Origin of the sequence: Rathayibacter sp. AY1C2 (assembly GCF_002931195.1) — a bacterium.
Classification (GTDB): Bacteria; Actinomycetota; Actinomycetes; order Actinomycetales; family Microbacteriaceae; genus Rathayibacter.
Map to the genome: position 1 here is coordinate 19334 of NZ_PSWG01000022.1, position 25033 is coordinate 44366.

The window sequence follows — 25033 nt, forward strand, 5'->3', positions numbered from 1 at the left end:
CCCTCCCCTGGAGCCTCCAGCACATGGCAGACAGCCGCACCGCCGTTCCCGACACCACTGCGAACGCGGAGGCGACGCCCGAGCGGGAGCAGCCCTACGCGGCCCTCGGACTCAAGCCCGACGAGTACGCGAGCATCCGCGAGATCCTCGGCCGCCGCCCCACGAGCGGCGAGCTCGCGATGTACTCGGTGATGTGGAGCGAGCACTGCTCCTACAAGTCGTCGAAGATGTACCTCCGCCAGTTCGGGCAGAAGGTCTCCCCCGCCATGAAGAAGAACCTCATGGTCGGCATGGGCGAGAACGCCGGAGTGGTCGACGTCGGCGAGGGCTGGGCCGTCACCTTCAAGATCGAGAGCCACAACCACCCGAGCTACATCGAGCCCTTCCAGGGTGCGGCGACGGGGGTCGGCGGCATCGTCCGCGACATCATCTCGATGGGCGCCCGGCCGGTCGCGGTCATGGACGCGCTGCGCTTCGGGGCGATCGACGACCCCGACACCGCGCGCGTGGTGCACGGCGTCGTGGCCGGCATCTCCTTCTACGGCAACTGCCTCGGCCTGCCGAACATCGGCGGCGAGACCTACTTCGACTCGGTCTACCAGGGCAACCCGCTCGTCAACGCGCTGGCCGTCGGCGTCCTCCGCCACGAGGACCTGCACCTCGCGAACGCCCGCGGCGTCGGCAACAAGGTCGTGCTGTTCGGGGCGCGCACCGGAGGCGACGGCATCGGCGGCGCGTCGATCCTCGCCTCCGACACCTTCGCCGACGGCGGACCGACCAAGCGTCCCGCGGTGCAGGTCGGCGACCCGTTCGCCGAGAAGGTGCTCATCGAGTGCTGCCTCGAGCTGTTCCGCAAGGACCTCGTCGAGGGCATCCAGGACCTGGGCGCCGCGGGCATCTCGTGCGCCACCTCGGAGCTGGCCTCCAACGGCGACGGCGGCATGTTCATCGAGCTCGACTCGGTGCTGCTGCGCGACCCCTCGCTCACGGCGGAGGAGATCCTCATGTCGGAGTCGCAGGAGCGGATGATGGCCGTCGTCACGCCCGAGAAGCTCGACGCGTTCCTCGAGGTCGTCGGCAAGTGGGACGTCGAGACCAGCGTGCTCGGCGAGGTCACCGACTCCGGCCGCCTCATCATCAACTGGCACGGCGAGGAGATCGTCAACGTCGACCCGCGCACCGTCGCGGTCGACGGCCCGGTCTACGAGCGCCCGATCGAGTACCCCTCCTGGCTCGACGCGCTGCAGGCCGACTCCTCCTCCCGCCTGCCCCGCTCGACCGGCGGCGACGCGCTGCGCGCCGAGACCCTGGCGCTGCTGGGCTCGGCGAACCTCGCCGACAAGAGCTGGATCACCTCGCAGTACGACCGCTACGTGCTCGGCAACACCGCGCTCAGCTACCCCGACGACGGCGGCATGGTCCGCGTCGACGAGGAGTCGGGCCTCGGCTTCGCAGTCGCGACCGACGCGAACGGGCGCTGGTGCCAGCTCGACCCGGCGCAGGGCGCCCGCCTGGCGCTGGCGGAGGCGTTCCGCAATGTCGCCGTCACCGGAGCGACCCCGGTCGCGGTCTCGGACTGCCTCAACTTCGGCAGCCCCGAGAACCCCGAGGTGATGTGGCAGTTCCGCGAGGCCGTGGGCGCGCTCGCCGACGCCTGCCTCGAGCTCGAGATCCCCGTCACCGGCGGCAACGTCTCGTTCTACAACCAGACCGGCGACGTGCCGATCTTCCCGACCCCCGTCGTCGGCGTCCTCGGCGTGATCGACGACGTCGCGCGCCGCATCCCCTCCGGCTGGCAGGACGAGGGCGACAACCTCTACCTCCTCGGCACCACCCGCGACGAGCTCGACGGCTCCGCGTGGGCCGGCACCATCCACGACCACCTCGGCGGGCTGCCCCCGCAGCTCGACCTGGCCGCCGAGCGCGCGCTGGCCGAGCTGATCTCGGCGGGCGCGAAGGAGTCGCTCATCGCCTCCGCTCACGACCTCGCCGACGGCGGGCTCGTGGTGGCGCTGGCCGAGTCGGCGCTGCGCTTCGGCGTCGGGGCGCGCATCTGGCTCGACGAGCTGATGGAGCGCGACGGCGTCGACGCCACGGCCGCGCTGTTCTCGGAGTCGACCGGCCGTGTGCTCGTGTCGGTGCCGCGCGAGGACGACGTGAAGTTCCGCGGGCTCTGCGAGGGCCGGGGCTACCCGGTGCTGCGCATCGGCGTGACCGACGCGGCGACCCCCGCGGTCGAGGTGCAGGGCCTCTTCACGCTGCCGCTGGACGAGCTGCGCTCGGTGAACGGCGCCGTGCTGCCGCGCCACTTCGGCTGAGCCTCCGGGCGATCCGAGTCCGCAGGAGTCGCGGTGGTCGAGCTGGACCACCGCGACTCCTGCGGTACCGGTCAGCTCCGGATTTCCGTGATTACGGAATGTTTGCAATAGTCGAGGCATGACCTCCTCCCGAGACCTCGCCGGCGAGGTCGACGAGCTCCGAGCGCGGCTCGACCGCCTCGAGCGCGCCGACACCCCCGCCGCGCCCGCCGCAGACGATCCGCTCTGGGCCCTGACCGCTCTCCGCGAGCGCCTGCCCTCTCCCGGCGGAGTGGTCTTCGCCGGCTCGGTCGCCACCCCGGCCGGCCCCGTCGAGTGGCAGTACGGCCTCAGCACCGACGCGTTCTTCGAGCGCGACTGGGGAGCGAGCCCCGGGCCGACCGCGCTCGCCGCGCTGGGCAGCCCCGTGCGCCTGCGGTTCCTGCAGGCGGTGGCCGGCGGAGTCGAGACCGTCGCGCAGCTCGCCGAGAGCGAGGGCGCAGGCACCACCGGGCAGATCTACCACCACGTCAACCAGCTGGTCGCCGCCGGCTGGCTGGAGGCGCGCGGCCGCGGCCGCTACGGCGTCCCGCCGGAGCGCCTCGTCCCCCTGCTCGTGATCCTGCTCGCCTCCGGAGGACCCCGATGACCCGCCGCCGCCTCGCCCTCGCCGCCGCCTCCGCCGCGGCCGTCGTCCTGCTCGGCGGAGTGCTGCTCCGCCCCTCCGCTCCCACCCTCTCGACCGAGGCGACGGGCGACGCCGAGATCGCCGGGTGGCTCCGGACCGACGTCGGGGACGGGGCGCGGAACCACCTCGTCGCCGCCGTGATCACGCCCGACGGCGTGCGCTACGGCGGACTCGGAGCCGACGAGCGGACCGAGGTCGAGATCGGATCGGTCACGAAGACGATGACCGCGCTCCTCCTCGCCCGGAGCGCCGCCGAGGGGACGGTCGGGCTCGAGGACCCCGCCGCCGAGCACGCCGACGTCGGCGGCTTCACCGGGACGCTCGAGGAGCTGGCGACCCATCGCTCCGGCCTGCCGCGACTCCCCACCGGTATCGGCGACCTCGCCTCGACGCTCGTCGCCCAGCTGCGCGGCACGGACCCCTACGCGGGCTGGTCGGCCGACGACGTCCTCCGGCAGGCCGCCGAGGCGGACCAGGGCGAGCACGTGCACGCCTACTCGAACCTCGGTGCCGCGGTACTGGGCCAGACGCTCGCCCGCGCCGAGGGCCGCGACTACGCCGATCTCCTCCGCGAGCGCGTCCTCGATCCGCTCGGGATGACCGCGACCTCCGTCCCTGAGACCGCGGACGCCCTCCCCGCCGACGCGCCGACCGGCTTCTCGGCGAGCGGGCGGTCCGTCGACGCGTGGACGATGGCGGGCTACGCGCCGGCGGGCGGCGTCCGCTCCACGGCGGCGGACATGGCCCGCTACGCGCAGGCCCTCCTCACCGACGACCCCGCGCTGGGGGTGCCCGCGGCGAGCGTCCTGGATCCGCGGTCCGACGCCGACGGGGCGCGGATCGGCCTCGGCTGGTTCACCTCGGAGTCGGAGGACGGCGGATCCGTGACCTGGCACAACGGAGGGACCTCCGGCTACTCGACGATGCTCGCGATGGACCGGGAGCGCGGCGTGGCCGTGTTCGTCAACGGGGACACGGCGAGCTCGGTCGACGAGCTCGGTCTGCGCCTGCTGCAGCGCGCCGGGGAGGAGTCGTGATGATCGCCTCGATCCTCGTCCTGCTCGTCGTCGCGTTCACCGTCGGCCGCTTCGCCCTGGGGAGCATCCCCCGGCGCCGGGCGGCCGGGTTCCTCGACCGCGACCGCGTCCGGACGCTCGCCCGCGGCGTCGAGGCCGTCGCCGTGCTGCTGCTCGGGCGGGCGCTCGTCGACTGGTCGGCGCTGACGCTGCTCCCCTGGGCCGTGCTGGTGGCTCTCACCGCGGCCGGGGCGGCCGGCGCCGTGCTGCGCTGGGACGGGCTGCCGTGGTTCGAGGACCCGGCGCGCCGCCGCTCGCGGACGACCGGGCTCGCGGCGACCGTCGCCGTGTCGGCGGTCCTGATCGGCGTCCTGGGCTGAGCGCCGCGCACGTGCCGTCGGATCCGCGCCTTCCGCGGTGGTCGCGTGCTGCTGCGAGGCGGGAGGAGTGGCGGCGGGCGGGAGCGGCGTCAGCCGGTCTGCGCGGGGAGGTCGTCGGGCTCGGCGTTGTCGAGGACGCGGCCGTTCTGGTCGCCGACGCTCAGGACGGTCGTCGGGCGGAGGTTGAGGATGTCGCCGCCGTAGAGGCTGTCGATGTCGACGCCGTCGCGGCGCACCGAGTTCAGCGCGGAGAGGTAGTCGGAGCTGATGCAGAACCGGTCCGCGATCCGCTCGCTGATATCGCCCGCTGCCACCAGGTAGGAGGCCGGGGCGCCGTCGGAGGCGGTGCTCGCCGTCCCGGTCGCGCCGACGCGGGTGCCGCGGTCGCGCACGCGCTCGAGGTCGACGCCGTCGAGCGTCCCCTCGTCGAGCGCCTGGACGACGCACTCGCCCGAGACGTCCTCGACGGGTGCGGGAGTGGTCGAGACGCTCGGCACCGGCCGCGGCGTGGACTCGGCTCCGGCGGCGGGCGGTGCGGTCGAGGCGGTCGAGGCGGTCGAGGCGGTCGGCTCGGCGGGTGCGGCGGCGGGGCTCGTCGCCTCCGCCGTGCAGCCGGCGAGCAGGACCACGGCGGAGAGGGCGATCACGAGGCGCTGCGTCGTCCGGACCATTCCGCGACTCTAACCCGGCACCCGGGCGGCCGGGCGCCACCGCGCCCAGCGGGCTGCGGGCGATCCGGTCGAGGCCGCTGGACCCGGCCGACGCGCAGGCCCGACCGAGGCGGGGCTCGGGCGGCCCCTGGACGGCGCGCCCCCGATTGACCTCCCCCGTCGATCGCACCCATGCCGAGCGCCTGTTGGACACGCGGCCCGAACCGGAGTCGACTGCGACCATGCAGTACACGCACCTCGGTCGCACCGGCCTGTCCGTCTCCCGCACCGTCCTCGGCACCATGAACTTCGGCATGCAGACCGAGGAGAACGACTCGTTCGCGATCATGGACCGCGCGCACGAGCTCGGCGTCAACTTCTTCGACACCGCCAACGTGTACGGAGGCGAGGCCGGCCGCGGCGCCACCGAGGAGATCGTGGGCCGCTGGTTCGCGCAGGGCGGCGAGCGCCGCGAGCGCACCGTCCTCGCGACCAAGGTCTTCGGCGACATGGGCGAGTTCGCCGCTCCCGGAGCCGAGCGCGGCCGCGACTCCTGGCCCAACGGCGGCCGCCTCTCGGCGCTCACCCTGCGCCGCGCGCTCGACGAGAGCCTCCGCCGCCTGCAGACGGACCACATCGACCTCTACCAGTTCCACCACGTCGACCGGACGACTCCCTGGGACGAGATCTGGCAGGCGACGGAGGTCGCCGTCCAGCAGGGCAAGGTCCTCTACGTCGGCTCCAGCAACTTCGCCGGCTGGCACCTCGCCCAGGCGCAGGAGGCGGCGCGCGCCCGCCACTTCACCGGCCTCGCCTCCGAGCAGTCGATCTACAACCTGCTCGTCCGCGACGTCGAGCGCGAGGTCCTGCCCGCCGCGCTGCACTACGGGCTCGGCGTCATCCCCTGGTCGCCGCTGCAGGGCGGGCTGCTGGGCGGCGTCCTCGAGAAGACCGCGGAGGGCGGGCGCCGCTCCTCCGAGCGCACCCTCGCCGCGATCGAGGAGCACCGTCCCGCGCTGGAGCAGTGGGAGGCGTTCGCCCGCGAGCGCGGCGAGGCGCCCGGCGAGCTGGCGCTGGCGTGGCTCCTCCACCAGCCCGCCGTCACCGGTCCGATCACCGGGCCGCGGACGCTCGAGCAGCTCGAGAGCGCCGTCGCCGCCGTCGACATCACCCTCGACGCCGAGGCCCTCGCGCGCCTCGACGAGATCTTCCCCGGCCACCGGACAGCCCCCGAGGACTACGCCTGGTGACCACCCACCCCACTGCGAAGGAGCATTCATGAAGCAGCGCACTCTCGGCGACGTCCAGGTCGGCGCGATCGGACTCGGCGGCATGCCGATGTCGATCGAGGGCCGCCCGGACCGCGAGCGCTCGATCGCCACGATCCACGCCGCCCTCGACGCCGGCGTGACCCTGATCGACACGGCCGACGCCTACCACCTCGCCACCCAGGACGACCTCGGCCACAACGAGCTGCTGATCGCGGAGGCGCTGCGCAGCTACGGCGGCGACACCTCCGCCGTGCTCGTCGCCACCAAGGGCGGCCACCTGCGCCGCGAGCCCGGCCCCTGGGATCAGGACGGCCGCCCCGAGTACCTCAAGGAGGCGGCCCGCGCGTCCGCGAAGCGCCTCGGCGTCGACGCGATCGGCCTCTACCAGTACCACCGGCCCGACCCGGCGGTCCCCTACGCCGACTCGATCGGAGCGCTGGCCGAGCTGCTCGACGAGGGCGTCGTCCTCCGCGCGGGCATCTCTAACGCCGACCCTGACCAGATCCGCGAGGCGCACGGCATCCTCGGCGAGCGGCTGGTCTCGGTGCAGAACCAGTTCTCGCCGTCGTTCCGCTCCAGCGAGCCGGAGCTCGAGCTCTGCGCCGAGCTCGGACTGGCGTTCCTGCCGTGGAGCCCGCTCGGCGGCATCTCCTCGGCGGGCGAGCTCGGCTCGCGCTACTCCGCGTTCGCGGCGGTCGCCGAGGCCCGCGGCGTGACGCCGCAGGTCGTCTGCCTCGCCTGGGAGCTGGCGAAGGCCCCGGTCGTGCTGCCGATCCCGGGCGCCTCCCGCCCCGAGAGCATCCGCGACTCCGCCACGGCGGCCGACCTGGAGCTCACGCCCGAGGAGCTGGCCTCGCTCGACTGAGCCCGTTCAGGACGGAGGAGGGATCCGGTCGAGGCACCGGTCCGACGCGGATCGCGGGATCTCGGCGCTGGTCCCTCCTCCGTTGCGAGCGCGTTCCGACTCAGACCGCGTCCTGCAGCGGCTGCGGGAGGGCCGAGACGAACGCGCGGGCCGCGGCGCTCGGACGTTCCGGCACCGCCACCATCGTCCGCCACACCAGGAGCGGATCGGCGAGCGCCACCGCCCGCAGCCCGGCCGGGCGCTTCTCGGCGAAGTGCGCCGGCACGACCGCGATCCCCATGCCGTACTCGACCAGGTCGAGCAGCGTGTGCACGTCGTTCACCTCGAGCTCGACCTCGAACGCGAGGCCGTGCGCCGCGAACGCCCGCGCCGCGAGGTGACTCGCCGCCCAGTGCTCCTGCAGCCCCACGATCGTCTCGCCCGCCAGGTCCGGGATGCGGCAGCCGACGCGGCTCGCGAGCGGGTGACCCGGGCGCACGAGCACCGCGAAGCCCTCGCTCGCCAGCGGCATCGTCCGCACGCCGCCCGGCACGGCTCCGATGTCGGCGACCAGCGCCAGGTCGAGGCGGCCGGCGGCGACGGAGTCGAGCAGCGTGCCGGACCCCTCGTGGATCAGCCGGAGCGCGACTCCCGGGTGCTGCTCGCGGAAGGTCGCGAGCTCACGCGGCAGGTGCACGCCGCCGAGGCACTCCTCCGTGCCGACCGCGAGGCTCCCGCGGAGCACCCCCTGCACAGCGAGCACCGCGTCGCGGGCGGCGAGCGCGCTGGCGACCGAGCGCTCCGACTCCGCGAGCATCGCCCGACCGGCCGGCGTCAGCTCGACCCGGCGCGTGCTGCGGGTGAAGAGGGGGCTGCCCAGCTCGCTCTCGAGCGCGCGGATCGACGCCGAGAGGCCCGACTGCGAGATCTGCAGAGCGCTCGCGGCGCGGGTGAAGTGCTGCTCCTTCGCGACGGCGAGGAAGTGTTCGAGCTGACGCAGTTCCATGGGTCCATCCTCGTCGCGCGGGCGGAGGAGCGGGGACCGGACCCGGCACTCCCCAGCGGCCGCGCGGCCTCCCGGTGCGGAGCCGGCCGTCTGGTACGGCGGCGGCCGTCGCGAGGGCCGGCCCGGCTCAGGCGTCGGCGGACGAGATCGCGAGGACGATCGCCGTCAGCGTCGCCCGCAGGCGCTCGAGCGACGCGGGCTCCGACTCGTCCTCGAGGATCGACTGCTTGACCGCGTCGTCGTAGCCCGCCACCAGCAGGCGCACGGCCGTCGTCGGCTCGAGGGAGAACTCACGGCGCACCTGGCGCAGCGCCCCGTGCACGATCTGCACGAGCGAGGCGTCGAAGCCGGCGCGGAAGTCGCGGTACTGCGGAGCGATCCGCGGGTCGCGGAGCGCGAGCAGCTCGAACTCCGACTCGACCACGCACCAGCGGCGGTTGTCGGTGGCAGGACCCTGGAGGAAGTCGAGGATGACCACGGCCAGCGTCTCGGCCGTCAGCGGCTCGTCGGCCGAGACGACGCGCGGGATCGTGCGGTCCATCTGCTCGACGAGGGCGGTCACCCGGGCGCCGTTCTCCCGCTCCATGAGCGCGAAGAACAGCTCCTCCTTGCTGGAGAAGTTGGAGTAGAAGGCGCCGCGCGAGAACCCGGCGCGCTCGCAGATCTGCTCGACGGACGCGCTGTGCACGCCGGTCTCGGCGAAGACGTCGTAGGCCGCGTCGAGCAGGCGCTCGCGGGTGCGGCCGCGGCGGGAGGTCTCGGGAGGGGTGGAGTCGATCGCCGTCATCACCAGCCTCCTGCCCGCCCTGTCAACACCTTCGACGCCGTTCACCTTATCCGATACATTCACGTATCGAATACGGTCCTGTATCGGATACGCTCGTGTATCGGAGCCCGGCTCCGCCCTGGTACAGAGACGTATCGCCACCCTCCCCACCCATCGTCAGGAGACCGCGTGTCGTCGCTGCTCTACCGTCTCGGTCGTCGCGTGTACCGCGCCCACCGCCTCGTCGCCGTCCTGTGGCTGCTGATCGTGGTGGCGGGCGGAGGAGGAGCGCTGCTGCTCAACCAGGGCACCGACAACACGTTCTCCATCCCGGGCACGCAGTCGCAGACCGCCCTCGACCAGCTCGAGCGCACCTTCCCCCAGGTCAGCGGCACGTCCGCGCGGTACGTGGTCGTCGCGCCCGACGGAGGCAGCGTCCAGGACGCCGACGTGAAGGGCCCCGTCAGTGACGCGGTCGCCGCGCTCGGCGACGTCGACGAGGTCGCGGCCGTCACGGACCCCTACTCCGACAGCGTCTCCGGCACGATCTCCGACGCCGGGAACGCCCTCGTCATCACCGCCCAGATGGACGGCTCCGCCACCACCACGAGCCCCGAGAGCCGCGACGCGCTGAAGGCCGAGGCGACGACCCTCCAGGACGCGCTGCCCGCCGGCTCCGTGGTCTCGCTCGGCGGCGACCTCTTCGCCCAGAACCTCCCCGGCGTGACCATCACGGAGGCGATCGGCCTCGTGGTCGCCCTCGTCGTCCTCGTGCTCACCTTCGGCTCGTTCCTGGCCGCCGGCATGCCGCTGATCACCGCACTGCTCGGCGTCGCCCTCTCGATGTCGGCCATCTTCATCGCCACCCGCTTCGCCTCGATCTCCTCGACCACGCCGCTCCTGGCGCTGATGCTGGGCCTGGCGGTCGGCATCGACTACGCCCTCTTCATCATCAGCCGCCACCAGGACCAGCTGAAGCAGGGCATGGACCCGGAGGAGTCGACCGCGCGGGCGACCGCGACCGCGGGCTCCGCCGTCGTCTTCGCGGGCCTGACCGTGATCATCGCGCTCGTCGGCCTCTCGGTCGCGGGCATCCCGTTCCTCACCACGATGGGCGTCGCAGCGGCGGGCGGAGTCGCGATCGCCGTGGTCATCGCGCTCACCCTGACCCCCGCCCTCCTCGGCTTCGCCGGCGCGCGGCTGCGCCCGAAGGAGCGCCGCGCGAAGAAGAAGGCCGCGAAGGCCGCCGCCGCCGCGGGCACCCACGTCGACACCGAGGCGCACGAGGAGGCGGCGACCGCCTCCCCCGGCGGCCACGTGCACGCCGAGGTCCCGCGCGGGTTCTTCCGCGGCTGGGTCCGGGTCGTCACGCGCTTCCCGATCGTGACGATCATCGCGGTGATCGGCGTGCTCGGCGTCGCGAGCATCCCGGCGCTCAGCCTCCGCCTCGCCCTGCCGGACGCCGGCTACCAGGCCGAGGGCACTCCCGCGCGCACCACCTACGACCTGCTCGCCGAGAACTTCGGCGCCGGCTACAACGGCCCGCTCATCGTCACCGGCACGATCATCGGCTCGACCGATCCGCTCGGCCTGATGGACGACCTCAAGGGCGAGATCGAGAAGCTCGAGGGAGTCGCCTCGGTGCCGCTCGCGACGCCCAACGAGACCGCCGACACCGGCATCATCCAGGTCATCCCCGAGGGCGGCCCCGACTCCGAGGCCACCAAGGCGCTGGTCGCCGAGATCCGCGACAAGCACGACTACTTCCAGCAGGAGTACGGCGTCGACCTCGCGGTGACCGGCCAGACCGCGGTCGGGATCGACATCTCGGACACGCTCGCCAAGGCCCTCCTGCCGTTCGGCCTGCTCGTCGTGGGCCTGTCGCTGGTGCTGCTGACGATGGTGTTCCGCTCGCTCTGGGTGCCGATCAAGGCGACGCTGGGCTACCTGCTGTCGGTCGGCGCGTCCTTCGGCGCCGTGGCGGCGGTGTTCGAGTGGGGATGGTTCTCGGACGCTCTGCACGTCGACAAGACGGGCCCGATCATCAGCTTCATGCCGATCATCCTGATGGGCGTGCTCTTCGGCCTCGCGATGGACTACGAGGTGTTCCTGGTCTCGCGGATGCGCGAGGACTACGTGCACGGGAGGCCGGCGCGCGCCGCTGTCGAGTCGGGCTTCGTCGGCTCGGCCAAGGTGGTCACGGCCGCCGCGGTCATCATGTTCTCGGTCTTCGCCGCCTTCGTGCCGGAGGGGGACACCAACATCAAGCCGATCGCGCTCGGGCTCGCCGTGGGCGTCTTCGTCGACGCGTTCATCGTGCGGATGACGCTGGTGCCCGCCGTGCTGCACCTGCTCGGCGACCGCGCCTGGCACATGCCGCGCTGGCTCGACCGCGTCCTCCCGTCCTTCGACGTCGAGGGCGAGGGCCTCACGAAGGAGCTCGCGCTGGCCGACTGGCCGGAGCCCGGATCCACGGACGTGATCGCGGCCGAGGACCTCCGCCTCGACGGACCCGACGGTCCCGTCTACAGCGGCGTCTCGCTGCGGGTCGCTCCCGGCTCCTCCCTCGTGGTCCACGGGCCGCACCGCTCCGGCCGCACCGCGCTGCTGCTGAGCATCGCCGGTCGGCTCGCCCCCGACTCCGGGCGCCTGAAGGTCGCGGGCCTGGTCGTGCCGATCCGCTCCGCCGCCGTGCGCGGCCGGGTCGGGCTGGTGCGCCTCGCCGGAGCCGCCGACCCCGTCGCCGACGTCCGGTCGGCCCTGGAGTCGGCTCCGCCGATCCTGGTGCTCGACGACCTCGACACGGTCACCGACCCGCAGCTGCGCGGCGCGATCCGGGCCGAGCTCGACGCCGCCCGCGCCGCCGACGACGCGTTCACCGTGGTCGCCTCCTCCGTCGACGCCGAGGCGCTCGACGACCTCCTCCCCTCCGACCGCGGCGTGCTCGCGGTCTCGCCCGCGGCCGAGCGCCGCGCGATCGCAAAGGTCCTCTGACAGATGGCTCTCCTCTCCCTCGAACGCCCCCGCGGCGTCAAGAAGGTGTCCTGGCTGACCCTTCTCGGGATCGTCCTGGTCCCCCTCGTCATCGGCGGCCTCCTGGTGTGGGCGCTGTGGAACCCGACCGAGCGACTCGACACGATCACGGCCGCCGTGGTCAACGAGGACACCCCGGTCGAGATCAACGGGCAGACCGTGCCGCTCGGGCGCCAGCTCGCGGCCGGCCTGGTGACGGGCGGCACCGACTCCGCGAGCTCGGACGCCCTCTCCTCCACCCCCTCGGCGAGCGCGACGCCGTCCGCGAGCACGACCCCGGTGCCCAACGTCTCCGGCTCGGACTCGACGGGCAACTTCACCTGGGTCCTCACGGACAAGGACGACGCCGCCAAGGGCCTCGCCGACGGCAGCTACGCGACCGTCGTGACGATCCCCTCCTCCTTCTCCGCCGCCGCCACCTCGTACTCCGGCGACGCCGCGGAGGCGACGAAGGCGACCATCGACATCGCCACCAGCGAGAAGGCCAAGCTCGTCGACGACGCCATCTCGGCCACCGTGACCAGCACCGCCACCTCGCTGCTCAACACGCAGCTGACCACGGCCTACCTCGAGAACGTCTACGTCGGCTTCAACACCCTCAACGAGCAGATCGGCCAGGCGGCCGAGGGCGCGGGCACGCTCGCCGACGGCGCCGACCAGCTCGGCACCGGCGCCTCGACCCTCGCCGACGGCACGAGCAGCCTCGCCGACGGGATCGACGAGCTCGCCACCGGCGCCTCCTCGCTCTCGGACGGCGTCGGGCAGATCGGCACCGGAGCCTCGTCCCTCGCCGACGGCGTGGGGCAGCTGGGCACCGGAGCCTCCGACCTCTCCGGCGGAGTCGCGCAGCTGGCCACCGGTGCGCGCGGCCTCTCCGGCGGAGTGGGACAGCTCGCGACGGGCGCCCGCGACTCGGCGACCAAGACGACCGCGCTGCAGGGCGGCGCCTCCGACCTGGCCGACGGGCTCGACCAGCTGAGGGAGGGAGTGGTGAGGACCGGCGACGGGACCCAGCAGGTCGCCGCCCTCAGCGCCGGCGCCGCCGCCGCCACTGCGGGGACCTTCGAGGCGCTCAGCGCCGCGCTCGAGGGCTGCGAGACGACGCAGTGCCTCGCCGCGCGCGCCGTCATCGCCTCGGCGGGCGGACCCACCGGCGCGACCACCCTCGCCACGACGACCGCGGGAGCCGTCGCCGGGATCGACGCGGGCATCCGCCTCGGCGGCGACGGGCAGCCCTCGCTGATCGACGCGGTCGGGCAGTCCGCCACCGGCGCGCGCACTCTCTCGGGGGGCATCGGACAGCTGTCCGGCGGCCTGACGCAGCTCGCGGACGGCGCGGACGACGCCGCGGACGGAGCGTCCCAGCTCGCCGACGGCCTCGACACCACGGCGGCCGGGTCCGCGCAGCTCGCGACCGGCGCCACCACCGCCGCGGCCGGCGCCCGCGACCTCGCGACCGGCGCGACCACCGCCGCGGGCGGTGCCGCCGACCTCGCCGCGGGAGCCTCCTCCGCCGCCGACGGAGCCGACCAGCTCGCCGACGGCGCGAGCGGGGTCTCGGACGGCGCCGTGCAGCTCGCCGACGGCACCCGCACGCTCGCGACCGGCCTCGACGCCGCGGTCGCGCAGCTCCCGACCTACACCGAGTCGGAGTCGACGAACCTCGCCGACGTCGTCTCGGACCCGGTCGAGAACGCGAGCAGCGCGACCGACCTGTTCGGAGCCTCCAGCGTCCCGTTCTTCGCGACGATCGCCCTCTGGCTCGGCGCCCTCGCGACGTTCCTGGTGCTCGCGGCGTTCTCGCACCGTGCACTCTCCTCGACCCGCTCCTCCGCGGCGCTCGCCCTCTCCTCCTACGTGCCGGCGCTCGTGATCGGCGTGGTGCAGGGACTCGCGGTCGCGATCGTGATGAGCGACGTCGCGGGCCTGGAGCCGGGCCGCTGGGTCGGCTTCGCCCTCCTGGCGATGCTCACCGGCGCCTCGTTCGCCGCGGTGAACCAGGGGCTGGTCGCCCTGCTCGGAGGGATCGGCCGCTTCCTCGCGATGGTCGCGGCGGTGATCGCGCTCGGCGCGGGCATCATCTCGACGGTCCCCGGGCTGTTCGACGACGTGCTCGGGTTCCTGCCGCTCTCGGCGGCGCAGAACGCGCTGTCCGGAGTGGTCGAGGGCACCGACGGCACGGCCGGCGCCGTCGTCGGCCTGGTGATCTGGCTGCTGTTCGGGCTGCTGCTCACCGTCGCCGCGATCGCCCGTCGCCGGGTCGTCTCGGTCCGCGCCCTGCACCGCACCGCGGAGGCGTAGGCCGCGCCTCGCGCCACTCCTCCCCCGAACCGGGGACGGGTGGCGCGAGGATCGCGCCACCGACGCGCCTCTCCGGGCGACCGGTCCCGGCCGGGGCTAGCCTGACGCGATGGAGTCGGAACCGATGGCGATCCGGACGCGACGGGTGTACGGCCCGTCGGTCCTGCGACGCCTCCGCGCCCTCCTCCTGCGGCTCCTCGGCGCCGGCCTCGCGGCCGTGCTCATCCCGTTCGCCGTCCTCGCGGACCGCCGCGGCGTCCTCGACGAGTCGGTGCTCGCGCTCGGGCTCCTCGCCCTCACCGTCGTCATCGGACTGGCCTCGGCGGTCTCGCTCTTCGTCGTCTCCCCCACCCGCGTGATGACGACCGAGACGCAGGTCGTGCTGATGCGCGGCCGCCGCCGCCGCGAGCAGTGGCCCCGCCGGTCGGTCCGCTTCCTCGAGTCCGCCGACGGCGACGGCTTCGTCGCCTGGTGCCGCGGAGACGGAGTCGAGGTCCGCTGCGGCCACTTCCGCCCGGAGGACCTCGCCGCCCTGCTCGCCGACCTCGGCGCCGCCGCCCGCGTCCGCGACGCCCTGCCGCCCGCTCTGGCCGGGCCCGCCTCGGCCGTCCGCTTCCGGCCGCACCGCGCTCCGCTCCAGCGCCGGGCGGTCGCCCTGGTCGTCGTCGCCACGGAGGCGTTCGCCGCCGGCGTCCTGGCCGTCGCCCTCGCGGGATCCCCGTCGGGCGACCGCGCGCAGATCGCGCTGGGGGCGGTCGTCGTGGCGCTCTCCCTCCCGCTCGGGCTGGTCGCCGCGCGGCTGGCGCTGCGGCCCGGGCTGCCGGGCTCGATCGTGGTGTCGGAGTCGGCCATCCAGATCGACGGGCTGATCTTCCCGCTCGAGGCTCTGCGCTCGGTCGTCGCCTCGAGCCCGACGGGGAGCCGGAGCCTCCGCCTGACCCTCACCGAGACGAACGGCCGCATCACGGAGGTCCCCCTCGGGCTGCGGGTGCCGACGCTGCGGCGCGACCAGCTCTTCCCCGACTACCCGCTGCTGCTCGGCGTGCTGCGCGAGCGCACGGCGGGGCTGCTGCGGATCGAGGGCTGAGGCTCAGTCCTCGGCGCCGTCGGCGATGCGCTGGTGGTGGTGGATGACCTCGGCGACGATGAACCCGAGGAACTTCTCGGCGAACGCCGGGTCGAGGTGCGACTCCTCGGCGAGCGCCCGCAGCCGCGCGATCTGGCGCGCCTCGCGCTCGAGGTCCGCGGCGGGCAGCCCGTGCGCGGCCTTCAGCCGGCCGACCTTCTGCGTGAACTTGAAGCGCTCGGCGAGCAGGTGGATCAGCGCCGCGTCGATGTTGTCGATGCTCTGACGGATCTGCACGAGCTCGGCCCGCGCCAGGGACTCCTCGTGCGACGGCTCCTCGTGCGACAGCTCCTCGGTCATGCCCCGACCCTAACGGACCGCCCCCGGACACGACGACGGCCCCTGCCCGGAGTCCGGGAGGGGCCGTCGAGAGGGCCCGGTCAGTCGACCAGGTTGATCTGCACGGGGATGTTGCCGCGGGTGGCGTTGGAGTACGGGCAGAGCTGGTGCGCCGCATCGGCCACCTTCTGCGCGTCCTCGGAGCTCGCCTTCGGCACGTAGACGTCGAGCTCGACCGAGAGGCCGAAGCCGTCGGAGTCGTTCTTCCCGATCGAGACGCTGGCCGAGACGGCCGCGTCGGTCGTGTCGATCTTCAGCTGGCGACCGGCTCCGTGCAGGGCGCTGAGGAAGCAGGCGGAGTAGCCGGCCGCGAACAGCTGCTCGGGGTTGGTCCCCTCGCCGGAGCCGCCGAGCTCCTGCGGGGCGCGGGTGTCGAGGTCGAGACGGTCGTCCTCGGTGCGGACGTGGCCGTCGCGTCCTCCACCGGAGGCGTGGGCGATGGCGGTGTAGAGAGCATCCATCCCCCCATCCCACCACTCGGCCGCCGTGAGTCGGGTGAACGCGGGATGCACGTCCGTGCGTTCTCCCGGGAATCCCCCTCGGGAACGCTCCGGGGAGCGTCAAGCCCCTCCCCCTCGGCGCCCTCCGGGTGTGCGGTGGAGGGACACCGACCCCGACCGGCGCGAGCCGGAGAACGGACACGAGCATGCGAGCACTCACCTGGCAGGGCATCGAGAAGGTCTCGGTCGAGACCGTCCCCGACCCCCGCATCCAGCAGCCGACCGACGCGATCGTCCGGATCACCTCGACCGCGATCTGCGGCTCCGACCTGCACCTCTACCGCCTCCTCGGGCCCTACATCGACCGCGGGGACGTGCTCGGCCACGAGCCCATGGGCGTCGTCGAGGAGGTGGGCTCCGGAGTCACCACCCTGAAGCCCGGCGACCGGGTCGTCGTGCCCTTCACCATCGCCTGCGGCGAGTGCTTCATGTGCCGCCGAGGGCTGCAGTCGCAGTGCGAGACGACGCAGGTCACCGAGTACGGCTCGGGAGCGGCGCTCTTCGGCTACACGAAGATGTACGGCCAGGTCCCCGGCGGGCAGGCCGAGCTGCTCCGCGTGCCGCTGGCCGACTACAACACGATCGTCGTCGGCACGGACCTGCCGGACGAGCGCTACCTCTTCCTCAGCGACATCGTGCCCACCGCCTGGCAGGGCGTGGAGTACGCGCAGGTGCCCGACGGCGGGACCCTGGTCGTCTTCGGACTCGGCCCGGTCGGCCAGTTCGCGGCGCGGATCGGCGCCCACCGCGGCTACCGCGTCCTCGCCGTGGAGCCCGTCGCCGAGCGGCGCGCGATGGCCGAGCGGTACGGCGTGGAGACGTTCGACCTGTCCGACGACATCGCCGCGCAGCTGCGCGACCTCACGGACGGGCGCGGCCCCGACTCCGTCGTCGACGCGGTCGGCATGGAGGCGCACGGCTCGCCTGTCGGCTCGTTCGCGCAGTCGATGGCGGGGCTCCTGCCCGACCCGATCGCCCGCAAGGCGATGGACACGGTCGGCGTCGACCGCCTCGCCGCAGTGCACGCCTCCCTCGACCTGGTGCGCCGCGGCGGCACCGTGTCGCTGAGCGGGGTCTACGGCGGAGAGGCCGACCCGATGCCGCTGAAGTCGATGTTCGACAAGCAGGTGACGGTGCGGATGGGCCAGTGCAACGTGAAGCGCTGGATCGACGACCTGCTGCCGCTGGTGGAGGACTCCTCCGATCCGCTCGGCGTGATGGACCTCGTGACCCACCGGGCGCCGCTCGAGGACGCTCCGGCCCTCTACGAGACCTTCCAGAAGAAGGAGGACGGCTGCATCAAGGTCGTCCTGCACCCCTAGCCGGGGAACAGCGAAGGCGGCGCCCCCCGAGGGGAGCGCCGCCTTCGCGGTACTGCCGAGACCTACTTGAAGACGTCCTTGACGTCCTCGCCGGCCTTCTTGGCCGAGGCCGCGGCCTGGTCCTTCTGGCCTTCGGCCTTCAGGCTGTCGTCGTTCTTGTGGTCGCCCAGGGCTTCCTTCGCCTTGCCGGCGATGTCCTGAGCGGCGTTCTTGATCTTGTCATCGAGCCCCATGGTGGTGCCTCCTTCGCTGATCGTTGGCACGACCGTAGGACCGGGAACTGCCCGCTTCCTGGGAGCGGGAAGGGGCTTGCCCGGGTGCCCGCTGGACTGCGATGATTCGCGCCCTCGACCGGTGCCGGCCGGTCGAGGGCGCGGGATCAGGTCGCCGGGGTGGCGGACTCGGACGGAGCGGACTGCGAGGGCGCGTTCGTGGGCGTCTGCGACGATCCGTCGTCGGCGCTGGTGGGCACCGCGCTCCCCGACTGGTACGGCGTCTGGGCGTCGCCGGTGCAGCCGGCCAGCAGGCCGATCGTCAGGGCGGAGGCGCCGAGCGCCCCGAGGACCCGTGCGGCGCTCACTTGCCCGTCACCGCGTCCTTGACGGCCCCCACTGCCTTCTCGACGATGTTCGGCTTCGGGTCGGTGCCGTAGAGGCGCTCGTCCGGCTGCGTGGGCGGGGGCATCGGGACGTTGCCGCCGGGCTCCGCGACACGGTAGCTGAACTCTCCCTTGCCGTCCGGGGTCGGGCCCGAGGCCCAGCTGCCCTCGGAGGCCGCTGCTCCGTCCGAGAAGTTGATGTACTCGTACGACACGGAGCGCTCCTCCTTCGAGATCGGGAAGTTCGAGGGCACGGGCAGGTCCTCCCGGCCCTCCGCGCGCAGCTCGGCGGCCGCCGCGATCCACTGGTTCTGGTGCATGGTGTCGCGGGCCAGGAGGAACGACAGGAGGTCGCGCACGCCGTGGTCGTCGGTCATGTGGTAGAGCCGGGCGACCTGGAGCCGGCCCTGCATCTCCGCGTTCGCGTTGGCGGTGAAGTCGGCCAGCAGGTTGCCGCTGGCGGTGATGTAGGAGCCCTGCCACGGGTTGCCCATGCTGTCGACGGGGCGCGCGCCGGCGCCGGCCACGATGGCGTGCTGCACGTCGGAGCCGCCGATGACCGCCGCGAGCACGGGGTCCTTCTTCATCGCGTCCTCGGACTGCTCGACCGGGGCCTTCTCGAGCAGCTGGGCGATCATCACGGCGATCATCTCGACGTGGCCGAACTCCTCGGCGCCGATGCCGAAGAGCAGGTCCCGGTACTTGCCCGGGTCGTGGGCGTTCCAGGCCTGGAAGCCGTACTGCATCGCCACGGTGATCTCGCCGTACTGGCCGCCGAGCACCTCCTGGAAGCGGCGGGCGAAGACCGCGTCGGGCTTCGAGGGCGTGGACGTGAACTGGAGTTCCTGACGGTGGAAGAACATGACTGGTTGCCTTTCCGGGGTAGCCGGGCGGATCCGGGTGCGGACGTCCGATGTCTGTCCTCTCGACGGTAGGGAGCCCTGTTCGCGGGTCAGAAGGGGCTTGACGAGGCGGCGGAGCAGTCGATCCACGGGCCCTCTGCGACCCGCCCTCGTGGGCGCGGGATGGTAGCCCCATCGGGGGGTCAGCCGCTATGCCCTTCCCGGTACTCGAGGGCCCGAACAGACTGGCGACGCCGGCACGCATTCATTCCCCACTCGATCCTGGAAGGGACAGACGATGTCGAACATCGATCCCGCTTCACCTCCGTTCGGAGACGGCGCCGCGAACTTCGGCGCGACCGAGACCCCCATCGACAGCGGGGCGCACGTCGCCTCCACGGACACCTCCTCCGGCTCCTCCTCGGGCGGCACGGCCGACTCCGCGAAGGAGAAGGCGAGCGCCGCCGCGGGCACCGCCAAGGACCAGGCCGGCGCCGTCGCCGGCGACGCCAAGCAGGCCGCGAGCGAAGTGCTCTCGACCGGCAAGGACGAGGCCGCCAACGTGGTCCAGGAGGCCAAGGTCCAGGTCAAGGACCTCTACGACCAGAGCCGCACCCAGCTCACCGAGCAGGCCCACGCCCAGAAGGAGAACGCCGCCAAGGGCGCCCGCGCCTTCAGTGACGACCTGACCGCGCTGGCCAACGGCGAGGGCGGCAGCGACAACGCCGCCGCGAAGCTCGTCTCCCAGGCAGCCACCCGCGTGCAGGGTGTGGCCTCGTGGCTCGAGAACCGCGACCCGTCCGAGCTCCTCGACGACGTCCGCGCGTTCGCCCGCCGCCGCCCGGGTGCCTTCATCCTCATCGCCGCGGCGACGGGACTCGTCGGCGGGCGCCTCATCCGCGCCCTGACCGCCGAGGCGAAGGACGAGAAGGAGGCGACGAGCACCCGCACCGACGGGCCCGAGTTCGACGCCCCCGCCTCGACCACCGCGTACTCCGACGCCTCCGCGTACGACGCGCCCGTCGCGTCCGCCTACGGCACCGTCGGATCGAGCTCCCTCGAGCGCGACTACGCGCCGACCGAGCCCGTCGCCGACCCGCTCGACGGCGGCTTCCCGAACGGCGGCCGGCTGTGACCGACCCGACGGGCGTCCACCGCTCGACGGAGACGCCCGACCAGCGGGCCGGGTCGACGTCGCTGGGCGATCTGCTCGGCGAGGTCTCGCGCGACCTCTCCACCCTGATCCGCCAGGAGATGGCCCTCGCCAAGGCCGAGCTCAAGGAGTCCGCCGGCAAGGCGGGCAAGGGAGCGGGCCTCCTCGGCGGGGCGGGGTACGCCGCGCTGATGGCCGTGCTCTTCCTCTCGATCGCCCTCTGGTGGGGCCTGGGCACTCTGATCGGCAACGGCTGGTCCGGAGTGGTCGTGGCCGTCATCTGGGCGATCGTGGCCGCGATCCTCTACGCGGTGGGCCGCAAGAGCCTGAAGCAGGTCGACGGCGCTCCCGAGACGGTCGACTCCCTCAAGAAGATTCCCGACACCCTCAAGCCGAACGGGGCAGGACGATGACGTACGACGCAGGACAGAACAAGACACCCGAGGAGATCCGGGCGGACATCGAGCGCACGCGCCTCGAGCTCGGCGGAGACGTCGACGCGCTGGCCGAGAAGGTCAGCCCGTCCGCCATCGCGCAGCGTCAGACCGACAAGGTCAAGTCGGCCGTGGGCTCCGTCCGCGACCGCGTGATGGGCTCGGCGCACGACGCCTCCGACTCGCTCTCGAGCGGTGCGGGCTCGGCCAAGGCCAAGGCCAAGGCCAAGGGCAACCCGTTCGCCGTGGGGCTCATCGCCCTCGGCGCCGGACTCCTCGTCGCCTCGCTCATCCCCGCTTCCAGCAAGGAGAAGGAGGCGGCGAGCCGCGTCAAGGAGCAGGCCCAGCCGGTCGTCGACAAGGTGACCGACGCGGCCAAGGAGGCGGCGAGCGAGCTCCGCGAGCCCGCGCAGCAGGCCTTCGCCTCCGTCAAGGAGACCGCGACCGACGCCGCGCAGAACGTCAAGGAGGCGGGCACCTCCGCCACCGACGACGTGAAGGACTCGGCCCGCGAGGCCAAGCACGCCGTCCAGGAGGACGTGCAGCACTGATGCGTCGGCGCTGACAGGGCGGCGGGCCTCCGGGCCCGCCGCCCTTCGTCGTGCCGCCGGGAATACACCGCCGCCCGCGCTCCTTGCCCTCCGTATGCGATCGATCGTCTACTCCCGCACCGGTGACTCCTCCGTCCTCTCCCTCGTCGACCGGGAGGAGCGGGCGCCGGGCGCCGGCGAGGTCCGCGTCCGCGTCCTGGCGTCGGGCGTGAATCCGACCGACTGGAAGGCACGCGCCGACGGCGACCTCGCGTTCGACGAGGTCGTCCCGAACCAGGACGGCGCCGGTGTCGTCGAGGCGGTCGGCGAGGGCGTCGAGGGCCTGACCGTCGGCGACCGGGTCTGGATGTACCTCTCCGCGCACCGCCGCCCCACCGGCACCGCGCAGGAGTCGGCGGTGCTCGCCACCGAGCACGTCGTGCGCCTGCCCGAGGGCGTCGGCACCGACGTCGCCGCGAGCCTCGGCGTCCCCGCGATGACCGCCCACCGCGCCCTCACCGTGCACGAGCACGGCCCCTCCCGCCTCGCGCCCGGCGCCCTCGCCGGCCGCACCGTCCTGGTCCAGGGCGGCGCCGGAGCCGTCGGGCACGCCGCGATCCAGCTCGCGGTCTGGGCCGGGGCGACCGTCATCGCGACGGTGAGCAGCGACTCCAAGGAGCGGCTCGCCCGTGCGGCCGGCGCGCAGCACGTGCTGCAGTACCCGGACGACGCGCTCGCCGACCGGATCCGCGAGCTCGCCCCCGAGGGCGTCCAGCACGTGGTCGAGGTCGCCCCGGCTCAGAACGCCGCGCTCGACGTCGAGGTGCTCGCCAACCACGGCAGCATCGGGTACTACGCGAACAACAACGGCGACGAGTTCGTCGTGCCGATCGTCGCGAGCTTCGCGAAGAACGCCCGGTGGCAGGGCCTGCTGCTCTACACGGTGGGCGAAGAGGCGCTGCAGGCCGCGGCCGAGGACATCACCGCGGCGCTCGCCGACGGCGCGCTCCCGGTGGGCGAGGAGGCGGGCCTCCCGCTGACCTGGTTCCCGCTCGAGGAGACCGCGGCCGCCCACGACGCGGTCGAGCAGGGCGCGACGGGCAAGGTGCTCATCCGCGTCGCCGACTGACCGCGAGGGCTCGCCTCTGATCGACTCCCGGCCGGATCAGCCGCGGAGCGGGGGCGAGCCCGGGACGGTCGAGCGGTCGGCCAGGCCGGCCACGAGCTCGGCGAGCGCCTCCTCGGCCGTGCGGGTCGGCGCCCAGCCGAGCTCGGCGCGGGCGCGCTCGGTCGACATCACCGGGACGTTGCCCGCGATGTCGAGCCAGCCCGCGTCGGTGCGCTGCAGGCGCAGGTGCCAGGTCGCGGTGACGACGGAGCGGAGCAGCCCGAACGACACCGTGACCAGGCGGGCGCCGAAGGCGTGCGCCAGCCGCTCCGGAGTGAGGACCGGCTCGGCCGCGATGTTGAAGGCCCCGCCGGCGCGCCGGTCGAGCGCGCGCCAGAAGGCGTCGGCCACGTCGTCGGCGTGCACGCCCTGGAAGACGATGCTCCGCGGCAGCGGCAGGACCGGGATCCGGACCGCCTTCAGCCACCGCGTCGGGTAGTGGGGACCGGCGAAGAGCCCGGCGATCTCCGTCGCCGCTCCGCGCTGGAAGACGAGCCCCGGGCGCAGGCGTGTGACGACGATCTCGGGGTGCCGCTCCTCGAAGGCGTCGAGCTGCCGCTCGTTCGCGGCCTTGTGGCGGCTGTAGGTCGAGGTGTGCAGGCCGCCCGTGGGCCAGTCCTCGGTCACCCGGATCGACTTCGGCGCGGCGCTGTAGGCGCCCACGGACGAAGCGACGGCGACCTGGCCGACTCCCGCGGCGGCGACCGCCTCGAGCACGGCCGCAGTGCCTCCGACGTCGACCAGCCGCTGGAACGGCTCGTCGTGGCTGGGCTGCAGCGCCCAGGCGAGGTGCACGACGGCGTCGACGCCGGCGAAGGCCTCGCGGAGCCGCCGCGGGGCGACGCTCGACGCGAGGTCGATCTCGACCCAGCGCACGTCGCGGTACTCCTCCGAGCGGAGCCGAGGGGCCCGGCGGGCGATGCCGATGATCTCCTCCACCCCGGCCTCGCCGTGCAGGCGCCGCAGCAGCGCCGTCCCCAGGTTGCCGGTCGCCCCGACGATCGCGATCCGCATGGCGTCATCCCTCCGGGAGCGGCGCACGCCGACCCCTCCTCCGAGGCTAGGCAGGGGCGCCGCCGCGGAGGAGCCGCTTGACAGCGGGCACGACGGGACGCTCGGCGGGGACCGCCGGCGGCCGGCGGGGTGAATGCTCCTCCCCAGGGTGGATGCGGCCTAGACCACGGCGGGAGCGGGCGCATCCCCCCGCGCGGCCGGCCGCCGATCCCTAGCCTGGGACGATGCTGCCGACACCGCCCCGCCGCGTCCTCCCCGTGCGACACGAGGTCGAGGGCGTCACGCTGCGGACGGTCGACACCGGTCCGGCCGGAGCGGGCGCGGTGTTCGTCCTGATCCACGGGATCGGGATGTCGCACCACACCTTCTCGCCGCTCGCCGCCCGCCTGAAGCGGCACGGCCGGGTGATCGGCGTCGACCTCGCCGGCTTCGGCGCGAACGCGCGCCCGCGGCGGAGGGTCGGCCTCGAGGACCACGCGCGGCAGGTCGAGCAGGTCCTCCGCGGACTGGGCGTCTCGCGTGCGGTCGTCGTCGGGCACTCGATGGGGTCGCAGGTGGCGGTCGAGCTGGGGCTGCGCGCGCCTGGCCTGGTCGACGGCGCGGTGCTCATCGGGCCGGTGGTGGATCCGCAGCGGCCCGGAGCGGTCCGCCAGGGGCTCGCGCTGCTGCGGGACTGCCTCGGCGAGCCGGTGGGCGTCGACGCGATCCTGCTGGCCGACTACCTGCGCGGCGGCCTGCGCTGGTACCTGCGCCAGCTGCCCGAGATGCTGAGGCATCCGGTGCAGGAGCGCGTCGCCCGGCTGGAGGTGCCGGTCCTCGTCGCCCGCGGCCGCGACGATCCGATCGCCACCCGTGACTGGTGCGAGCGGCTCACGGCCCACGCGCGCGAGGGGCGGCTCGTCGAGTTCGCCGGCTCGCGCCACGTCGTCCCCCGCACCGAGCCCGGAGCGCTCGCCCGCGAGATCCTCCGCTTCGCCGCTGCGCTCGGCGAGAGGTCCGCCGCCCCGCTCCCCCTCCGGTCGGAGCCGGCCGCATGAGCCGGCTCCGACGCCTGGTCCGCGACGCCGTCTGGTGGATCCGCGACTTCGCCTACGCCGTCGCCTGGCAGGTGCGCGGCGTCCTCTCGCGCCGTGCCCCGGACGACTACCTCGACGGCGACCGGCGGCCCGTCGTGGTCCTGCCGGGGATCTGGGAGACCTGGTCCTTCCTCCGCCCGATCATCGATCCGCTGCACGAGCGCGGGCACCCTCTCCACGTGCTGACGAGCCTCGGCCGCAACGGCCGCCCGGTCGCCCGGACGGCCGAGGACGTGGCCGCCTACCTCGCCGAGCACGGGCTCCGCGACGTGGTGATCGTCGCCCACAGCAAGGGCGGACTGATCGGCAAGTACGTGATGACCGAGCTCGACCCGGACGGCCGGGTCGACCGGATGGTCGCCGTGGCGACTCCGTTCGGCGGCTCCCGCTACGCGCCCTACCTGGTCCTCCGGAGCCTGCGCGCCTTCTCGCCGCGCGACGCCACGACCCTGCTGCTGTCGAGCCGCTCCGGAGCGAACGCGCGGATCACGTCCGTGTTCGGCCTCTTCGATCCGCACATCCCCGAGGGCAGCATGCTCGAGGGCGCGGTCAACGTCCGGATCGAGACCGGCGGGCACTTCCGCATCCTGAGCGACCCCGAGACGCTCACCGCGGTCGTCACGGCGGTCTCTGCGGAGGAGCGCGCCGACGGAGAGGCGCCCTGACGCCGGCGGAACCC

Annotated in this window: 25 protein-coding genes; 16 read left to right on the top strand and 9 right to left on the bottom strand. The window is 73.5% G+C overall.

The annotated features are described in order from the left end of the window. Window positions 1-23: 23 nt before the first annotated feature. From purL to C5C55_RS13585, 4 genes are all read left to right on the top strand, one after another. On the top strand, window positions 24-2318 hold the full coding sequence (gene purL, locus C5C55_RS13570; protein WP_104234263.1) for a phosphoribosylformylglycinamidine synthase subunit PurL: 2295 nt from the start codon (window positions 24-26) through the stop codon (window positions 2316-2318). A 118-nt stretch (window positions 2319-2436) separates the two neighbouring features. Next, a complete protein-coding gene (locus tag C5C55_RS13575; RefSeq protein WP_104222749.1) occupies window positions 2437-2946 on the top strand; it encodes a helix-turn-helix transcriptional regulator in 510 nt (169 codons plus the stop codon). Next, the gene (locus tag C5C55_RS13580; protein ID WP_104234264.1) at window positions 2943-4022 is read left to right on the top strand and encodes a serine hydrolase; all 1080 of its coding nucleotides are present in this window, start codon (window positions 2943-2945) and stop codon (window positions 4020-4022) included. Before C5C55_RS13575 ends, C5C55_RS13580 begins: the two co-directional genes overlap by 4 nt. Continuing rightward, window positions 4022-4381, top strand: a complete 360-nt coding sequence (locus C5C55_RS13585) for a hypothetical protein (RefSeq protein WP_104234265.1) — start codon at window positions 4022-4024, stop codon at window positions 4379-4381. Before C5C55_RS13580 ends, C5C55_RS13585 begins: the two co-directional genes overlap by 1 nt. Window positions 4382-4470: 89 nt before the next feature. On the opposite strand, the gene C5C55_RS13590 is transcribed toward C5C55_RS13585, so the two are convergent. Beyond that, entirely contained in the window at window positions 4471-5052 is a 582-nt protein-coding gene (locus C5C55_RS13590; RefSeq protein WP_104234266.1) for a hypothetical protein, read from the bottom strand. Window positions 5053-5273: 221 nt separating this feature from the next. Here C5C55_RS13590 and C5C55_RS13595 point away from each other — a divergent pair, with 221 nt between their 5' ends. Then, window positions 5274-6281 (top strand): aldo/keto reductase, encoded by a 1008-nt coding sequence (locus tag C5C55_RS13595; RefSeq protein WP_104234267.1) that lies wholly within the window; start codon window positions 5274-5276, stop codon window positions 6279-6281. Window positions 6282-6309: 28 nt separating this feature from the next. Further along, a complete protein-coding gene (locus C5C55_RS13600; protein ID WP_104234268.1) occupies window positions 6310-7167 on the top strand; it encodes an aldo/keto reductase in 858 nt (285 codons plus the stop codon). 100 nt (window positions 7168-7267) lie between these two features. Here the strand turns inward: C5C55_RS13600 and C5C55_RS13605 are convergent, their stop codons facing one another. Further along, window positions 7268-8152 (bottom strand): LysR family transcriptional regulator, encoded by an 885-nt coding sequence (locus tag C5C55_RS13605; protein ID WP_104222755.1) that lies wholly within the window; start codon window positions 8150-8152, stop codon window positions 7268-7270. 127 nt (window positions 8153-8279) lie between these two features. Beyond that, window positions 8280-8939 (bottom strand): TetR/AcrR family transcriptional regulator, encoded by a 660-nt coding sequence (locus C5C55_RS13610; RefSeq protein ID WP_104234269.1) that lies wholly within the window; start codon window positions 8937-8939, stop codon window positions 8280-8282. 168 nt (window positions 8940-9107) lie between these two features. On the opposite strand from C5C55_RS13610, the gene C5C55_RS13615 reads away from it, so the two are divergent. From C5C55_RS13615 to C5C55_RS13625, 3 genes are all read left to right on the top strand, one after another. Next, complete coding sequence (locus tag C5C55_RS13615; protein WP_104234270.1) at window positions 9108-11912, top strand: MMPL family transporter; 2805 nt, start codon at window positions 9108-9110, stop codon at window positions 11910-11912. A 3-nt stretch (window positions 11913-11915) separates the two neighbouring features. Continuing rightward, window positions 11916-14252 carry a YhgE/Pip domain-containing protein gene (locus C5C55_RS13620; protein WP_104234271.1) on the top strand — a complete coding sequence of 779 codons (2337 nt, stop codon included), beginning with the start codon at window positions 11916-11918 and terminating at the stop codon, window positions 14250-14252. A 109-nt stretch (window positions 14253-14361) separates the two neighbouring features. After that, window positions 14362-15339, top strand: a complete 978-nt coding sequence (locus C5C55_RS13625; protein ID WP_146076942.1) for a hypothetical protein — start codon at window positions 14362-14364, stop codon at window positions 15337-15339. A 3-nt stretch (window positions 15340-15342) separates the two neighbouring features. Here C5C55_RS13625 and C5C55_RS13630 read toward each other — a convergent pair whose 3' ends face one another. Further along, a complete protein-coding gene (locus C5C55_RS13630; protein WP_104222760.1) occupies window positions 15343-15678 on the bottom strand; it encodes a chorismate mutase in 336 nt (111 codons plus the stop codon). A gap of 80 nt (window positions 15679-15758) precedes the next feature. Then, on the bottom strand, window positions 15759-16178 hold the full coding sequence (locus tag C5C55_RS13635) for an organic hydroperoxide resistance protein (RefSeq protein WP_104222761.1): 420 nt from the start codon (window positions 16176-16178) through the stop codon (window positions 15759-15761). A gap of 185 nt (window positions 16179-16363) precedes the next feature. Here C5C55_RS13635 and C5C55_RS13640 point away from each other — a divergent pair, with 185 nt between their 5' ends. Continuing rightward, a complete protein-coding gene (locus tag C5C55_RS13640; RefSeq protein ID WP_104222762.1) occupies window positions 16364-17539 on the top strand; it encodes a zinc-dependent alcohol dehydrogenase in 1176 nt (391 codons plus the stop codon). 62 nt (window positions 17540-17601) lie between these two features. Here the strand turns inward: C5C55_RS13640 and C5C55_RS13645 are convergent, their stop codons facing one another. The 3 genes from C5C55_RS13645 to C5C55_RS13655 form a co-directional block, all read right to left on the bottom strand. After that, window positions 17602-17772, bottom strand: coding sequence for a CsbD family protein (locus tag C5C55_RS13645; protein ID WP_104222763.1), 171 nt, complete (start codon window positions 17770-17772; stop codon window positions 17602-17604). 146 nt (window positions 17773-17918) lie between these two features. Next, complete coding sequence (locus C5C55_RS13650; protein WP_104222764.1) at window positions 17919-18119, bottom strand: hypothetical protein; 201 nt, start codon at window positions 18117-18119, stop codon at window positions 17919-17921. Continuing rightward, complete coding sequence (locus C5C55_RS13655) at window positions 18116-19000, bottom strand: manganese catalase family protein (protein WP_104222765.1); 885 nt, start codon at window positions 18998-19000, stop codon at window positions 18116-18118. The genes C5C55_RS13650 and C5C55_RS13655 overlap by 4 nt, the downstream gene beginning before the upstream one ends. A gap of 277 nt (window positions 19001-19277) precedes the next feature. On the opposite strand from C5C55_RS13655, the gene C5C55_RS13660 reads away from it, so the two are divergent. From C5C55_RS13660 to C5C55_RS13675, 4 genes are all read left to right on the top strand, one after another. Continuing rightward, window positions 19278-20114, top strand: coding sequence for a hypothetical protein (locus tag C5C55_RS13660; protein WP_104225698.1), 837 nt, complete (start codon window positions 19278-19280; stop codon window positions 20112-20114). Continuing rightward, the gene (locus C5C55_RS13665) at window positions 20111-20545 is read left to right on the top strand and encodes a phage holin family protein (protein WP_104222767.1); all 435 of its coding nucleotides are present in this window, start codon (window positions 20111-20113) and stop codon (window positions 20543-20545) included. Before C5C55_RS13660 ends, C5C55_RS13665 begins: the two co-directional genes overlap by 4 nt. Next, window positions 20542-21117 (top strand): DUF3618 domain-containing protein, encoded by a 576-nt coding sequence (locus C5C55_RS13670; RefSeq protein WP_104234272.1) that lies wholly within the window; start codon window positions 20542-20544, stop codon window positions 21115-21117. Before C5C55_RS13665 ends, C5C55_RS13670 begins: the two co-directional genes overlap by 4 nt. 94 nt (window positions 21118-21211) lie before the next feature. After that, a complete protein-coding gene (locus C5C55_RS13675; protein WP_104234273.1) occupies window positions 21212-22225 on the top strand; it encodes an NADPH:quinone reductase in 1014 nt (337 codons plus the stop codon). A 36-nt stretch (window positions 22226-22261) separates the two neighbouring features. Here the strand turns inward: C5C55_RS13675 and C5C55_RS13680 are convergent, their stop codons facing one another. Beyond that, window positions 22262-23278, bottom strand: coding sequence for an NAD-dependent epimerase/dehydratase family protein (locus C5C55_RS13680; protein ID WP_104234274.1), 1017 nt, complete (start codon window positions 23276-23278; stop codon window positions 22262-22264). 224 nt (window positions 23279-23502) lie between these two features. On the opposite strand from C5C55_RS13680, the gene C5C55_RS13685 reads away from it, so the two are divergent. After that, complete coding sequence (locus tag C5C55_RS13685; protein ID WP_104234275.1) at window positions 23503-24315, top strand: alpha/beta fold hydrolase; 813 nt, start codon at window positions 23503-23505, stop codon at window positions 24313-24315. Then, entirely contained in the window at window positions 24312-25019 is a 708-nt protein-coding gene (locus C5C55_RS13690; protein WP_104234276.1) for a triacylglycerol lipase, read from the top strand. Before C5C55_RS13685 ends, C5C55_RS13690 begins: the two co-directional genes overlap by 4 nt. Window positions 25020-25033: the final 14 nt, after the last annotated feature.